Raw genomic sequence first — 14963 nt, forward strand, 5'->3', positions numbered from 1 at the left:
TCGCCTCGGCGGCACCATAGGAGACGCGCATGTGGTTCACACCCACATGAGGAGTGCAGCCAAAGTGACGGCTGCTTCGTAGGACTCGGCGGTTTTGTCGTAGCGAGTGGCGATGCCTCGCCACTGTTTGAGGCGGTTGAAGCATCGTTCCACCACGTTGCGCTGCTTGTAGACGGAGCGGTCGAAGGCCGGCGGCCTGCCGCCACGGCTGCCGCGCCTGAGCCGGTTGCGGGCCTGGTCGGCTCGCTCGGGGATGGTGTGGGCGATGCCGCGCCGCCTGAGCCAGGTGCGGATCGCCCTCGAGCTATAGCCCTTGTCGCCCAGGACGTGGGCGGGTCGAACCCGCGGCCGGCCCAGTCCGATGCGGGGCACCCGGATCGCTTCCATCACCGTGGTGAACTGAGTGCAGTCGTTGATGTTCCCGCCTGTAAAGACGAAGGCCAGCGGGCGGCCCAGAGCATCACAGGCCAGGTGAATCTTGCTGGTCAGACCGCCTCGGGACCGTCCGAGCGCCGGGCCGCGGAGCCCTTTTTTAGCCCCGGCGGCATGCTGGTGGGCTCGGACGATCGTGGAGTCAACCGACACCAGCCAACTAATGTCGCCCGCCGCGTCTGCCTTGGCCTGGGCAGTCCGAAGCATCCGCTCGAACGTGCCGTCCGCCGCCCACCTGCGGAAACGGGTATGAAGCGTGGCCCACGACCCGTACCGAACAGGCACATCCCGCCAAGCGGTCCCGGTGCGGAACTTCCACACGATCCCGTTGAGGACCCTGCGGTCGTCCAGTCGCTTCCGCCCCCGCAACGATGAGGGCAGCAGCGGCTGAACGAACTCCCACTCGCGGTCGGACAGTTCATGGCGGCGTATCACGACTCCATGATCCACCATCCAAGATCATTTGAAGACAGGTCCTAGCCCTCGGACGGTCCCCCGTGCGCCGTGATCCCGGGCAGGACGTCCACCGGTACGGTGCTCGCCACCGCAGCCGTGGCTCCCCGGCGGCGATCCGCCCAGACCAGCAGTGGGAGACCGCCCCCGCCCGCCTTCAGCAGGGCCTCCCGGCGCACCCACGCCCGGAGCAGTTCCGGACCGGGGTCCGGGGAAGCGGCTGCCGCTTCCAGGTCGGCCTCGGGCAGCATCCGCCGCAGCACCGACACGGGGCCGGGCCGGCGGGTGGAGGGCTCCACGTCGATGCCCACGGCACCGGGGCCTGCGGCTGCCGCGACCAGGCCGTGGGCATGGCTCATGCTGACGCCGGTACGGGGGCGGTCCCGGAGCGAGGGGCGACCGTGCTCGTACTGCCCGCACTCGGGGCAGAACTGGACGAGATCGTGGGCGTCCGGGGCGAGGCCGGTGAAGCGCGAGGCGCACAGGCGCAGCAGGAGCCGCGCCGCCACCACGTCGTCGCGGCGGGCCGGCACCCGTATCCGGGTCAGCCGCCGGCGCTCCCAGGGGGCGAGCATGTCCGCGTCCAGCTCCGGGTGGGCCAGGACCTCCGCCGTGGTGGCCACCGCGGCCACCACGTGGTCGTGGCGCGGCGGAGGGCCGCCGCTCAACGGCGGACGCTCATCCGGACGCCGCCTCGGAGGCTGCCGAGGAGACGGGCGGGGCCAGGAAGCGCTGCTGTATGCGGTCGAGGGTACGGAAGTCGTCGATGGTGACTTCCTGGAGGTCGATGCTGCTGGCGGAGAGCTCCTCCAGCAGATCGATGAACTCCAGGAAGTCCATGGAGTCGATGAGGCGGGCCTCGATCAGGTCCTCGTCGGAGGCGATGCCGCCGGTGAGACCGGGGTTCTTCTCGTGGAGCCACGCGGTGATGCTGTCCATGGTGCTGAACCGTTCCTTGTCGTACGGGAGTTGTCGGAGCCGAGGCGGCCGGGTCCCAGGGGGCTAAATGGCCCGGAGCCGACCCGGAAGGCGCTCAGGCGCCGACGCGGCGGAGGCGGTCGAGAGCCCGCTCGGGGGTTCCGTGGGCGAGGATCATCGCGTGGACCCAGCGCTCGACGCCGAAGGCCACGCAGGAGCTGTACACGGACTCTTCGGAGCCCGCGCGGATGCCCAGCCGCTCGCCGAAGAAGTTGCGGTGCCGGTTGACCGAGGCGACAGCGGTGCCGTCCGGAGCGCTGAACTCGTGCTTGACCGGGTCCAGCATCATCAGACGGGCACGCGATCCGCCCTTGTCGTAGAACGGGTCGTCGGCCGCGGCCCGGGTCAGCTCCAGGCCGAGGTGGGCGGCGACCTCGCGGATGAACTCCGCTCCCCGGCCCAGGTGTTCGGACGCTCCGTCCTGGGTGCCGAGGTACAGCACCTCGCGCATGTGGAAGCCCCATAGCCGCCGCAGCCCGTCGTAGTGGGTCTCGTTGCGGTAGCAGCGGCCGGTCGCCGAGAGCCGCAGCCCGTCCGCACCGACGTCCTGCCCCTCCAGGGAGAGCAGCAGTCCGTAGCAGGTGGCGGAGGGCAGGAGGTGACCGGTCGGCTCCAGCGGCAGGCCGCCCGGCGGCTGTCCGCCGGCCAGGCCGTCGAAGGCGTCCGGAGCGAAACGGCCGGCGGCGACACCGAGGTGGGGGAAGTTGCGGAAGTAGTCCAGCCGGGACAGCCCCTCCGCGGAGAGCAGCGGCGGACCCACCACCTCCGGGGCCGAGAGCCTGGCCGCCAGGCCCGTCAGCAGGGCGTCCAGTCCGTGCAGCAGGGCGGTGTGGACCGGGTCCAGGGGGACGAGGCCGGGCCCCGGGCTCTTCAGGGTGATGCCCGGCGGCGTCGTGGTGTCGGATGTGCTCATGAAGACCGCTCCCTCTGAGCGTGGCGAAGAGCCGAGGAGCTGACCCATCGGCAGGGCGGAACGTCACGAGTCGCTGGTCAGGGCGGTGTGAAGTTCCTTGGGAAGGTGGCGATTTCGCCGGCACACGCAGGACGTGCCGACGGACGCTCCGTCAGGAGCCGTGCCAGGTACGGACCTTAGGACGAGTGCACGCGATTTGTCTAGACCAAAGATGGCGAAGTCGATTGCAGGGCAGGCGCGTTGCTCACGACGGCAGGAATCCGCCCGTATGCCCATTCCGGCGCGTCGCTTGACAGGGATAATGGTCTGGACCACTGTGCTGACACGCGGGATCTCCACCGATCCGCCGGAGTGACCGCCTTCGATCCTGCCGTTCGCACCTCCCCGCGGACAGCGGCGCGCTGCCCCCTGGCCGAGAAGGAGCCCATGTCCGCCATGCCCTCCTCACGCCCCCCGCGCGCCCTTCCTCCGGCGCCTGCCAACCGGACCCGGAGCGACCGTCAGGCCGCCCAGGTCCCCCTGCCCAGAAGGTCAGCGTGATACCCACCACCCCGCAAGGCCCCCGCCGTCCCCGGTTGCACCGGGCGGCGTCCGACCGTCCCTACTTCAGCGCCGACGGCGAGTCCTACCTGGCACAGACCACCCTGCGGGAGCTGAGCAAGTCACGTCCGCTGCGGGTGCTGTCCGAGGAGGACTTCGCCCACTGGCAGACCTATGGCTACGTCGTCGTCCGTGAGGCGATTCCCGCACGGGCGGCCCGTCAACTGCTCGACTTCACCTGGGATTTCCAGGGTCTCGACCCGGACCGGCCGGACAGCTGGCACGAGGACCGCCCGTTCCGTTCCCAACTGGACCGCCAACTGCACGTATACGGCTTCGTCGAGGCCTACCACCACCAGTTGCTCTGGGACAGCCGCCAGGCCCAGCGGGTGTACGACGCCTTCGTCGACGTGTGGGACTGCGAGGAGCTGTGGGTCACCCTGGACCGGCTCAACCTCAACCCGCCCAACGTCGGGAACCGGGACCGCGCCCTCATCGACGCCACCGACCGGGGCTTCGACATCGAGCTGCACTGGGACATCGACACCACGCTGGGTGTCCCGCCCCAGCGGGTGCAGGGCATCATCGCGCTCAACGACACCAGCCCGGAGACGGGCGGTTTCCAGTGCGGCCCGGAGCTGTTCCGGCGGTTCGAGGAGTGGAAGACCGATCAGCCGGCGGACCGGGACCCCATCCGCCCTTCGGTGGACCGCTCCGAATTCCCGGTCGTGCGGCCCGACCTGCACCCCGGCGACCTGCTGATCTGGAACGGCCTCCTCGCCCACGGGGTGGCGCGCAACACCTCGCGCGACGGGGTCCGGGCGGTCCAGTACCTGTCCATGATGCCCGCGCTGGAGGAGCACGAGAGGCTGCGGCACTCCCGCGTCGAATCCTGGCGGCACCTGCGCACCCCGCGCTGGAACCGCACCCTGGTCGGCGATCTCACCCGACACGAGTCCAAGCGCTACCCCACCGCCACGCTCGACGGACTCGGCAGCCGGCTGCTGGGCCTCACCTCGTGGAGCGACGGGGACCGGGGCCAGGAGCCTGCCGCCGGCGGACGGAGCGAGGAGCCGTCGTGCGCCGCGTCTGCCTGACCCTCCCGACCAACCGGCCCTGTGCCGAGACCATCGCGGCGGTCGCCGCGGAAGCGGCCCATGGTGCACGTCACTTCGGCGTCGAGGTGCACCTGCTGATCCTGGACTCCTCCGACGCCCCGGTGCTCGCCGGGCACCGGGCGGCGGTCTCCGGCCTGCCCCGGGAATCCGGCGTGGTCGTCCACCACCTCGACGAGGCCCAGCAGCGGACCTTCCTGCGGGAGGTGGCCACCAGGTCCGGTGTCGCCGCCGCGGACCGGGTGGTAGACCTGATGCTGCCCGACCGTGTGTCGTACGGCGCCTGCACCAACCGGGCCTTCCTGATCGCGGAGGCGCTCGGCTGCGAATCGGTGCACCGCCGGGACTCCGACAGCCGGTACCAGAGCCTGGAGGGCGAGCCGGTCTTCCCCCTCCACCAGGAACTGGCCTCGCTGGGACGGCGGGCCGCCGACGTGGCGAGCCTGGTGTCCCGCAGCAGACTCGACCCCGCGTACGCCCATCGGCCGGTGGCCATGGCCGGGGGCTCCTTCATCGGCGAGATGTCCGTGGACGTCGAGGAGATCCGCCGGCTCGACCCCGCCGTGCACCACGACCTCGTCGGACTGTCGGTGCCGGACGGCTGTCCGGAGATCTGGCGGCGGAAGCTGATCGAGGAGTCCTTCCGGGGCGCAGGGACGACCCCGTTCACCACCGATCTCACCACCCTCACCCGGGTCGCCCCGTCCCGCGTGGACATGTGCAACATCGCCTTCGACAGCCAGGTCTACGGGGCTGTCCCGCTGCCGCCCGCCACCGACACCATCGGCAGCGACTACTTCCTCATCCACCTGGTCCACGACGCCCGCCTCCCCGGCGTGCTGCACAACCGCCACATAGTCAACTACCACACCGGCGAACGCCGTACCGGTGCCGGCTTCGTCGCCTACCAGGTGCGGCTGGCGAAGTTCCTGCTGTCGATGCCGTACTTCAACGCCGTGTACGCGGCAGCGGCGGCGGCCGGCGACACACTGCTCGACCCGGCGGGCCGGGTCCGTGCCTGCGCCGTAGCAGCGCTGGTCCGGGACAGCACACGGCTCGACCCGGCCGGGAACGCCGGACGGTTCGACCTCATCGAGCGCTCCTACCGTGCGCTGGGCGGCCGTTACACGGCGGTCGCGGAGGCCCTCGCCGAGCGGCGCGGGCAACTCCTCGACGAGGCCCGGGCGGACATGGAGGACTTCGCCGTGCTGATCGACGCCTGGGAGCCCCTGGTCCGGGCCGCCGGACGCGCCGGCATCGACACCGGCACCGGCACGAACACCGGCACCGGGAGCGAGACGCCCCAGCCGGGGACAGCGCATACGGTCACCCTCTCCTACGCGGGCGGCGAGGAGCGCCGGGGCCCCGTCACGATGGGGCAGGCCAACATGATCCGCTGCATCCTGCGGGACGAGCCCCTGCACATCAACAACCACGACGTCTGGCCGGTGCCGGCGGGCACCGCTCCGGAGCAGGTGCTCGACGCGCTGCGCACACTGGTGGTACGCCACGAAGCGCTGCGCACCACCTTCCCCGAGCCCGCCGACGGTGCGTCCCGCATCCAAGTGGTCGCAGCGGAAGGTGATTTCACCGTACGCGTCCTCGACCACGAGGAGTTCGGCACGGAGCCCGCGCGCTACGCCGAGACGGTGGCCCGCCGGGCCCGTGCGGGGCGATTCCGGCTGGACCGCGACTTCCCCCTCCGCATCACCCTGCTCACCCTGCGCGGAGCACCGGCCTTCGTCTCCCTGTCCTCCAGTCACGCGGTGACGGACGGCAGCGCCCTCGCCGTGCTGCGCGAGGAGTGGCTCGGCCTGCTGGCCGGCGCCGAGCTGCCGCCGGTGGAAGCGCTCACCCCGCTCGATCTCGCCGCCGAGGAGGCCACCCCGGCCGGACTCCGCAGGTCCGAGGCGTCTCTGCGGTACTGGCAAAGGACCATCGGTACCGGGCCGCAGGAGATGTTCGCCGAACCGCGGGCCACCCGCACCGACGGGCAGCAGCCGCAGCTCACGCTGCGCTCACTGCGGGGCGCCCGGGCCCTCGCCCAGGTGGCCAAGCGCACCGGCAGCCCCTCGCCCACCGTGCTGCTGACAGCCTGGTGCACGCTCGTCGCGCACCGCGCGGGCCAGTCCACCTGCGTCGCCGCCGCACCGCTGTCCAACCGGTCCCGCCCGGGGCTCGCCCGCTCGGTGAACACCCTGTCGCAGGACGCGCTGCTCTCCCTCGACGTGCGGGGCCTGTCCTTCGACGCGGTGCTGCGCAAGGCGTGGGGGGCGGCGCTCAGTGCCTACCGCCACAGCCAGTTCGACTCGGTCCGCCTGTGGGAGGCGATCGAGGCGACCACCTTCGAGCGGGGCAGCCACTTCGCGCGTGACGTGGTCTTCAACGACGTGAGCGTGCTCACCGACGCCCGAGGTCCCGCCACCGGCCAGGACGCCCGGGACGCGCGGGATGCCGAACTGGACCTCGACTGGGGCCCGGTCCAGGTGCTGCCGACCCGCCTGCTGTGCTTCGCCTACCGGACGGCACCGCTGCTGCACCTCGGGATGTGGGCCGACCCCGCCCTGTTCCCCCGGGAGGAGGCGGAGGCATTCCTCACCGGCCTGGTGGCACTGCTGGAGGCGGCCGCGTACGAGGACGTACCGCTGGCCTCGCTCACGCAGGTCACCGGGGTCCGGCCGGCCGGGCGCGACGGCGACTGGCGTCAGGTGGACGGCTGCTGGACATCACCACTCGCGGTCGCGGGCGCGCTGAGCGGCGCCCTGGGCGGCCTGCCCGTACACGTCGGCACGGCCGAGGACTCCGCGCACGCGCCGGGCGGGGACCGCGCTCCGGCCGGCCTGACGGCCTTCATCGCGTCCGGCGGCGCGCCGCTCACTCCGGCCGATGCCCACACCGCGCTGATGGACGTGATCTCCGGGCCCGGTCCCTCGGGCCTCCTGGCGCCCGCCCGGTACGTAATCGTTCACGATCCGCCGGCCGCTCCGGGCGACAGCCCCGCGTGGCTCCGGCAGCGGATCCTCATGGAAGGGAACGGCCGTCACCGGCCGACGCGAGATGACCACTGACGCTGTGTTGGACCGGCCGGAGTCACCGGAGCCGGATCTGCTCCCCAGCCCCTGGAAGTCGAGGTCCTTCCAGCTGTTCTTCACCGCCCGCAGCGCCTCCCTGCTCGCCGACGGCATGCTGATGGTCTCGCTGACCACCGCCGTGCTGGGGGCGGGCTACGGAGCCGGCGGTGTGGGCTACGCGCTGGCCGCGTGGATGGCGCCGATCGCCCTGCTGGTGCTGTTCGGCGGTGTGCTCGCGGACAGGTTCACTCCACAGGTGATGATGGTCGGCGCCGACATTGTGCGGATGCTGGCCATGCTGGCGCTCGCTGCGCTGCTCATCACCACCGACGTGCGCCTCTGGCAGATCATGGCCCTGATGGCACTCAGCGGCGCCGCGACCGCCATGTTCCAGCCCGGGGTGGCGAGCATGGTCCCGCAGGTCGCACCGGACATCCAGCGGGCCAACGCGCTGCTGCGGATATCCGAGGCGATGAGCGCGCTGATCGGCCCCGGCCTGGCGGGTCTGCTGGTCGGCTACTGGCAGGTGGCGGGCTCCTACTTCGTGATCGCGGCGGCCTACGGGCTCAGTGCGCTGGTCCTGGTACCGCTGCGCAGGCTCAGCGTCGCCCGGGAGGAGGGCGACGACCCTGTGCTGCACCGTCTGAAGACGGGCTGGCACGAGTTCCGCTCCCGCTCCTGGCTGTGGGGCGTCATCGTCGTCTGGGCCGTCTACGGCCTGTTCGTCTTCGGCCCTGCCCTGCCGCTGGGCGCCGCGCTGCTCACCGAGCAGCACGGAGCAGGCGGTTACGGCTGGATCGCCTCCGCCGACGGCGCCGGCACGATCATCGGCGGTCTGCTCGGCATGCGGGTACGGCCCGCCCGCCCGCTCGTCGCGGGCGCCTGCGCGATGTTCTGCTTCGCGCTCAACCCGCTGGCGCCCGCGCTGGGATGGTCCTTCACCGTCACCGTGCTCACCGGGGTCCTGGCCGGATGCGGCTTCGCCTTCTGGGGGGTGATGTGGGCGACCAGTGTGCAGTCCCACATTCCGCTCGCCGTGCTGAGCCGGGTGTACGCCTATGACGTCGCCGGGTCCATCATGGCCATTCCGCTGGGCAGGGCGCTGGCCGGTCCGGCGTCCGCGGCCTTCGGCGCGGACCGTGTACTGCTCTTCTCCTCGGCCGTCTCGGTGGTGTGCCTCGCCGTCATGCTGAGCGTGCCCGCCATCCGCAAGCTGGGCCGGGGGCCGGAGAAGGCCGCCGTCCCGGAGCCGCCGATCGCCGCGGAGGAGGTCCCGGCCGTCGGGCCGGCCGGGCCGGCCTGAGCCCCTGCCGGGTGGCGGCTGACAGAACCCGGGCACGACGTACAGGTCAGGCGGACACGACCTGTACGTCGTACTGCGGGATCCACTCGCTGCGAGTGACCAGGACCATCTCCTCGGCCTGCGCCTGCGCGACGAGTATCCGGTCGAAGGGGTCGGTGTGCAGTATCGGCAGCCGGCCCGCTCGCACCCCGTGGGCGGCAGTGACCGGCACGCTCGTAAAAGGCAGGTCACGCACCTGCTCGGCCAGTTCGCCCGGCCCCTCGAACTCGCCGAGGAACTGCTTGATGGTGATCTCCCACGGGGAGACCGCGCTGACGTGGACCGCTGGTTCGGTGTCGATCAGGTCCTTGACCCGGTCGGGCAGTTGCGGGGCGTCGGCCATCCACCACATGACGACGCGGGTGTCGAGCAGCAGTCTCATCAGCGCATCCCGAACGCTTCGGCGATGCCGGCGCGCGGATCGTCGAAGGTGGCGGGGATGCGGATACGCCCCCGAAGCGAGCCACGGCCCTCACGGTGCACCAGCACCCTCGGTGGCGCCGCCCTCGGCACTGGTTCACCCGCCTTGCTGATCACCACCGGCCGGCCGCCGATCACCTGCTTCAACGTGCCGGTGAACCGGGGCCCGGCACCTGCCGTGCGGGCACGACGCCGACGGAACCTCCCCCACAGCCACCTCACGACGAGCTCACCGGGCCGGACAAGGGCCGCGCCTGACCGGCAGGGGTGCGAGGCGTGCCTGCGGCACTCGCTCCCCCGGTCCGCACCGTCACCCCTTCCCCTGCTTGCAGCCGCAGGGCGGGGCCCTCGTCCAGGCAGACGATGACGAAGAGCCCGCCCGAGGCGTACCGCTCGCTCCGCACGCTGCGGACCGTTCGCCAGGCCCCCCAGACCCGTACGCTCTGGCCCGGCCGCAGAGTCACCGCCGCGACGTCCGCCTCCCCGAGCACGGGGGCGGCGCCCGGGGCCAGTAGATCGGCCCACACCGTCTTCCCGATACCGGCCTGCCGTTCGTCCACTCCCCAGCGGTGGGCCAGGGCCTGCACGAGCAGCAGCCCGCGCCCCGCCGTATCCAGTTCACCGGGCTGCCGCACCACCGGCCGCCCCTCCCCCGCGTCGCTCACCTCCAGCCGCAGCAGCCCTTCCCGCTCCCGGGATTCGATACGGACGCCGACCATCCGGTCACCGGGCACCTGGACCCGCAGCGCGTTGGTGACCAGCTCCGAGAGCACCAACTCCCCTGACTCGGCCACCATGTGGCCCGCCCGCCACTCGCCGAGCTTGGCGCGCAGCACGGCTCGCGCTCTCGGAACGCTGCTGCGACAGCGCACCAGTTTGAACATCACTTCGCACGGTTCACTCACGACTGCTCCCAGGGGGGTTGCTGTTCGGACGGAGCCCCCAGCGAGCGCACACCATCTGCGACGAAGGGCGTCATTACCGACTCACGAAGAATGAGTGAGCACTACGCGAATCTGCAACGTTGACGAACAATTCGGCGCCATTCTTCACCCATTCGAGTATCCGCATGTCATTCGAGAAGCCGCTTTGATAGAGGTGGTTCCATGCACGCGAAGAACGCACCAGCGAGCCCGTCAACCGTCCTCGGACGCCAACTCGGTGATGAGTTGCGTCGGTTACGAGAGGCCGCAGGGATGACCACCACGCAGTCCGCCGATGCTCTCGACTGCACCAAGGGCAAGATCAGCCGGATCGAGAACGGACGCGTGGCCGTTCGCCTCCCGGACCTCACCGCGATGCTCCTTGCCTACGAAGTCGCGGACGACGGGGCGCTTGAGCGCCTCACCACGCTTGCGCGCAAAGCCAATCGCAGGCGCCGGGACGGATGGTGGAATCAGTACGGCGATGTACTCGCAGACACCTATCGCGACCAGATCGAGATGGAAGCCATCTCGGAAAGCATCCGCACCTACCAGGTGCAGTTGATTCCCGGGCTCCTTCAGACCGCCGCCTACGGCCGTGCGGTGACTGTGGCTTCGCGCGCATGGAAGACACCTGAGGAAATCGAGCAGTTCGTCGAGGTGCGACTCGCGAGGCAGAGGCGCTTGACCGGCGATGCCCCGTTGGAGCTCTGGGCGGTGCTCGCCGAGGGAGTGCTGCGACAGCAGGTGGGAGGGTCTGCCGTGATGCATGCCCAGCTGGAGCACATGGCTGTCATGGCAGAGCAGCCGAACATCAGCGTCCAGGTTCTGCCCTTCGAACGGGGAGCCCACTCAGGTATGTTCGGCCCGTACCTGCTGCTCAGCTTCCCGCAGGTGTCGTCGCTTGACCTCGTGCTGTCGGAAGCACCGACCGGCAACGTCTGGACCGAGCGAGAACCCGAAGTGGCTCGCTACCGGACACTCTTCGACGATGCGCGCACCGCATCCCTGTCGCCGACAGACTCGCTCGCACTGATCCATCGCGTCGCCAAGGAGTATCAGTCATGACCTCTGCCGCACATATATCGCCTGACATGGCTAAGGCAATGTGGCGTACAAGCAGCTACAGCGGAGGGCAGGGCGACTGCGTCGAGGTCGCCCACAACTTCCCCCTCCTCGTCCCCGTCCGCGACAGCAAGCGTCCCACCGGCCCCGTCATCACCTTCGGGCACGGCGCCTGGCGCGCGTTCGTCAGCGAGCTGGTCTGACCTCGGACAGCGGTGCCGGTCAACTCCCTGCGGCTCGACGGCGACCGAAGCCTCTTCGACCGGCTCGACGCCTGGGACCCGGTTGAGCAGGACGTGACGACGCGCCACCTCGCGCGCCCTCACCCGTCCAGGTGCAGCAGGACGTCCGGGATGCACCGGGAGCCTTCGGGCGGAGCGTCCGAACTTCGGCGATTCGTTGCGAACCGACCTCTACGCGCGTCCACTTGGCTGATTCTTGGTGAATGCATGCCCCGTACATGAGGCGTTCCTCGCCAGAGTGGCGGATTACATGTGCACATCATTCGGCACATGCTCCGCACGCGAGACCCACATCGCAGGGGGTTACTTTGAGAATCAGCCGCGCCGGACGACGCGCCGGGCTGAGCATGGCAGCGACACTGCCACTGCTCGCCGGTGCGCTCGCCCTCGGGATACCCAACGCAAGCGCCGACTCCGCACCGGTCGGCCGGGACGCGCTCCAGGGCAGCAAGCCGGCCTGGGCCACCGCCACGGCCGACCAGGGGGCCACGGCCGACAGCGGGAAGGTCGCCGTCCGGGTCCACCTCACCGGACGGGACGCGAAGGGGCTGGCCGCCTACGCGGCCGCCGTCTCCGACCCGCGGTCTCCGTCGTACGGGAAGTACCTGAGCGCCGCGAAGGCGCAGGCTCGGTTCGGGGCGACCCATCAGCAGATCGACCGGGTCAGCCAGTGGCTGAAGTCGAGCGGGCTGACCGTCACCGGCGCCAACCAGCACTACGTCTCGGCCACCGGTGACGTGGCCAAGGCGGAGAAGGCGTTCAGCACCCAGCTGCGCAACTACCGCAAGGGCAGCCACACCTACCGCGCCCCGGCCTCCACCGCATCGGTGCCGGCCGCGCTCAGCGGCGACGTGCTCGCCGTCTCGGGTCTGGACAACGCGCCGCACAGGTCCAGCCATGACGAGGTGCTGCCGCCGCCGGACGCGGTGTTCCGCAACTCCGGTCCGACGTCCTCGTACTTCGGGTCGAAGACCGCCTCCACCCTGCCGAGCGCCTACGGGTCCAAGGTGCCGTACGCGGTCAAGGGGTACACCGGCAAGCAGCTGCGCGCCGCGTACGGGGCCGGGAACTACACCGGCAAGGGCGTGACCGTCGCCATCACCGACGCGTACGCCTCCCCCACCATCGCGAAGGACGCCGCCGAGTACGCCAAGCGCAACGGCGACGCACGGTACAAGCGCGGACAGCTCAGCCAGGTGCTGCCGGACGACTACACGAAGACCGAGGAGTGCGGGGCCTCCGGCTGGTACGGCGAGGAGACCCTCGACGTCGAGGCCGTGCACGCCGTCGCGCCCGCCGCGGACATCGTGTACGTGGGCGGCGCGTCCTGCTACGACAACGATCTGCTGGACTCGCTGAACAAGGTCGTCGACCACCGGCTCGCGGACATCGTCTCCAACTCGTGGGGCGACGTCGAGGCCAACCAGACCCCTGACCTGGCGCTCGCCTACGACCAGGTGTTCAAGATGGGCGCGGTCGAGGGCATCGGCTTCTACTTCTCCTCCGGCGACGACGGCGACAACGTCGCGTCCACCGGCACCAAGCAGATCGACGTCCCCTCGAACTCCGCCTGGGTGACCTCGGTCGGCGGTACGTCGCTGGCCGTCGGCAAGCACGACACGTACAAGTGGGAGACCGGCTGGGGCACCACGAGCGCTCCCCTGGCGGCGGACGGCAAGAGCTGGACCGGCTTCCCCGGCGCGTACACCTCGGGCGCGGGCGGCGGCACCAGCTCCACCGTGAAGCAGCCGTTCTACCAGCGCGGCATCGTGCCGGACTCACTGGCGAAGGCCAACGGGAAGACCCGGATGCGCACGGCCCCGGACCTCGCGGCCGTCGCGGACCCGAACACCGGCTTCCTGGTCGGCCAGACCCAGACGATGCCCGACGGATCGCTGGGCTACGACGAGTACCGCATCGGCGGCACGTCGCTGGCGGCGCCGGTCATCGCCGGTGTCCAGGCCCTGGCGCAGCAGGCGCAGCACGGCCGGCCCATCGGTTTCGCCAACCCGTCGATCTACGCCCGCTACGACTCGAAGGCGTACCACGACGTGACGGACCACCCGCTGGGCAAGGGCCATGATCTGGCCGTCGCCCGGGTGGACTTCATCAACGGGTACGACGCGGCGGACGGTCTGCGGACCTCGGTGCGGAGCCTGGGCAAGGACGCCTCGCTGTCGGCGGTGCGCGGCTACGACGACGTGACGGGTGTCGGCACTCCGGCCCCCGGATACGTGAGCTCCTACCGCAGGCACTGATCCTCGGATCAGTGACGCGGCAGGCGGGCGCGGGCCGAACGGCCGTCCCGGGGCGCAAGTCCCTGGGCGGCCGTTCGGCCGGGGTCAGGCCGAGGCGCGTTTGCGCGGGGCGCTCTTCGCGCCGGACTGCTTCTTCGGCGTGGTCTTCTTGGCCGTGGTCTTCTTGGCCGTCGTCTTCTTGGCCGCGGTGCTCCGCCCCGTCGCCTTCTTCTTCGCGCCGGTCCCGCCGCTCGGCGCGCTCTTCTTCGCGGCCGTCTTCCTGGCCCCGGCCGTGGACTTCTTCGCATCCGAGGACTTGGGCGAGCGGGTGCCGCCCGACGTCTTGCGGTCCGCGATCGAGGTGACCTTCGCGACCGGCGCCTCCTCGCCGCCTTCCTCCGGCTCGCCCCCGCGGGCCTCCTTCGCCGCCCGGACGCTGCTCTCCAGGGCCGCGATCAGGTCGATGACCTTGCCGCCGGATTCCTCGGACTCCGCCCGCCGCGGCACCTCACCGGCGGCCTTGGCCGCGACGAGCTCCTCGACCGCCTCCCGGTAGTCATCGTGCAGCGAGTCCATGTCGACCTCGCCGAGCGTGGCCATCAGCGCGTCGGCCAGGTCGAGTTCGGCGTCGCGCACCTTCACGCCCGCCTCCGGGGCGGCCCCCTCGGGGGCCCGGATCTCGTCCGGCCAGAGCAGGCCGTGCATCGCGATCACGTCGTCGACGACCCGCAGCATCCCGAGGCGCTCACGGCCGCGCAGCGCGTACTTGGCGACGGCGACCTTCCGGCTCCGCTTCAGGGCCTCGCGCAGCAGGGTGTACGGCTTGGCGGCCGGGACCCCGTTGGCGGAGAGGTAGTAGGCCGCGTCCATCTGGAGCGGGTCGATCGAATCGGCCGGCACGAAGGCGACGATCTCGATCGTCTTGGCCGTCGGCAGCGGCAGCGAACCGAGATCCTCGTCGGTGATCGGGATCATCGAGCCGTCGGCGCCCTCGTAGGCCTTGCCGATGTCGGCCGCGGTCACCTCTTCCCCGTCCAGCTCGCACACCTTGCGGTAGCGGACCCGGCCGCCGTCGGTGAGATGGATCTGGCGGAAGGAGACCGAATGGTTCTCAGTGGCGTTGACCAGCTTGACCGGGATGCTGACCAGCCCGAAGGAGATGGCGCCGTTCCATATGGACCTCACCGGTCACCCCTTACATCCGTCATGCCCGTACAGATCAGTAAAGATCC

The 14963-nt window shown here is 70.6% G+C and carries 14 protein-coding genes; 6 read left to right on the top strand and 8 right to left on the bottom strand.

Annotation, left to right across the window (positions count from 1 at the left end; genetic code table 11):
- Positions 1 to 36: 36 nt before the first annotated feature.
- The 4 genes from OG322_RS10355 to OG322_RS10370 all read right to left on the bottom strand — a co-directional run bounded on the left by OG322_RS10355 (position 37) and on the right by OG322_RS10370 (position 2776).
- Positions 37 to 864, bottom strand: coding sequence for an IS5 family transposase (locus OG322_RS10355; protein WP_329307723.1), 828 nt, complete (start codon positions 862 to 864; stop codon positions 37 to 39).
- 44 nt (positions 865 to 908) lie between these two features.
- Entirely contained in the window at positions 909 to 1553 is a 645-nt protein-coding gene (locus tag OG322_RS10360) for a 4'-phosphopantetheinyl transferase family protein (protein WP_260146807.1), read from the bottom strand.
- Positions 1554 to 1563: 10 nt separating this feature from the next.
- Positions 1564 to 1824 (bottom strand): acyl carrier protein, encoded by a 261-nt coding sequence (locus OG322_RS10365; RefSeq protein ID WP_123461659.1) that lies wholly within the window; start codon positions 1822 to 1824, stop codon positions 1564 to 1566.
- Between the two features lie 94 nt (positions 1825 to 1918).
- Positions 1919 to 2776, bottom strand: coding sequence for an aminoacyl--tRNA ligase-related protein (locus tag OG322_RS10370; protein ID WP_123461658.1), 858 nt, complete (start codon positions 2774 to 2776; stop codon positions 1919 to 1921).
- A gap of 536 nt (positions 2777 to 3312) precedes the next feature.
- Between OG322_RS10370 and OG322_RS10375 the strand changes: the two genes are divergently transcribed.
- Genes OG322_RS10375 through OG322_RS10390 form a run of 3 tightly spaced genes read left to right on the top strand, consistent with a single transcriptional unit; the run spans position 3313 to position 8805 of the window.
- Positions 3313 to 4413 carry a phytanoyl-CoA dioxygenase family protein gene (locus OG322_RS10375; protein WP_329306327.1) on the top strand — a complete coding sequence of 367 codons (1101 nt, stop codon included), beginning with the start codon at positions 3313 to 3315 and terminating at the stop codon, positions 4411 to 4413.
- Positions 4395 to 7499 carry a DUF6271 family protein gene (locus OG322_RS41535; protein ID WP_443066539.1) on the top strand — a complete coding sequence of 1035 codons (3105 nt, stop codon included), beginning with the start codon at positions 4395 to 4397 and terminating at the stop codon, positions 7497 to 7499. Before OG322_RS10375 ends, OG322_RS41535 begins: the two co-directional genes overlap by 19 nt.
- Positions 7489 to 8805, top strand: a complete 1317-nt coding sequence (locus tag OG322_RS10390) for an MFS transporter (protein WP_329306328.1) — start codon at positions 7489 to 7491, stop codon at positions 8803 to 8805. The genes OG322_RS41535 and OG322_RS10390 overlap by 11 nt, the downstream gene beginning before the upstream one ends.
- Positions 8806 to 8851: 46 nt before the next feature.
- Here OG322_RS10390 and OG322_RS10395 read toward each other — a convergent pair whose 3' ends face one another.
- The 3 genes from OG322_RS10395 to OG322_RS10405 form a co-directional block, all read right to left on the bottom strand.
- Positions 8852 to 9226 carry a type II toxin-antitoxin system VapC family toxin gene (locus OG322_RS10395; protein WP_329306329.1) on the bottom strand — a complete coding sequence of 125 codons (375 nt, stop codon included), beginning with the start codon at positions 9224 to 9226 and terminating at the stop codon, positions 8852 to 8854.
- Complete coding sequence (locus OG322_RS10400) at positions 9226 to 9411, bottom strand: prevent-host-death protein (RefSeq protein WP_260146806.1); 186 nt, start codon at positions 9409 to 9411, stop codon at positions 9226 to 9228. The genes OG322_RS10395 and OG322_RS10400 overlap by 1 nt, the downstream gene beginning before the upstream one ends.
- A gap of 71 nt (positions 9412 to 9482) precedes the next feature.
- Positions 9483 to 10169 (bottom strand): ATP-binding protein, encoded by a 687-nt coding sequence (locus OG322_RS10405; RefSeq protein WP_329306330.1) that lies wholly within the window; start codon positions 10167 to 10169, stop codon positions 9483 to 9485.
- Between the two features lie 201 nt (positions 10170 to 10370).
- On the opposite strand from OG322_RS10405, the gene OG322_RS10410 reads away from it, so the two are divergent.
- The 3 genes from OG322_RS10410 (at position 10371) to OG322_RS10420 (ending at position 13752) form a co-directional block, all read left to right on the top strand.
- Complete coding sequence (locus tag OG322_RS10410; RefSeq protein WP_123461654.1) at positions 10371 to 11255, top strand: helix-turn-helix domain-containing protein; 885 nt, start codon at positions 10371 to 10373, stop codon at positions 11253 to 11255.
- Positions 11252 to 11455, top strand: coding sequence for a DUF397 domain-containing protein (locus tag OG322_RS10415; RefSeq protein ID WP_123461653.1), 204 nt, complete (start codon positions 11252 to 11254; stop codon positions 11453 to 11455). Before OG322_RS10410 ends, OG322_RS10415 begins: the two co-directional genes overlap by 4 nt.
- 386 nt (positions 11456 to 11841) lie before the next feature.
- A complete protein-coding gene (locus OG322_RS10420; RefSeq protein WP_123461652.1) occupies positions 11842 to 13752 on the top strand; it encodes a S53 family peptidase in 1911 nt (636 codons plus the stop codon).
- A gap of 84 nt (positions 13753 to 13836) precedes the next feature.
- Here the strand turns inward: OG322_RS10420 and ku are convergent, their stop codons facing one another.
- A complete protein-coding gene (ku, locus tag OG322_RS10425) occupies positions 13837 to 14916 on the bottom strand; it encodes a non-homologous end joining protein Ku (protein ID WP_124285033.1) in 1080 nt (359 codons plus the stop codon).
- Positions 14917 to 14963: the final 47 nt, after the last annotated feature.

The organism is Streptomyces sp. NBC_01260 (assembly GCF_036226405.1).
In the GTDB taxonomy this organism is placed as follows: Bacteria; Actinomycetota; Actinomycetes; order Streptomycetales; family Streptomycetaceae; genus Streptomyces; species Streptomyces laculatispora.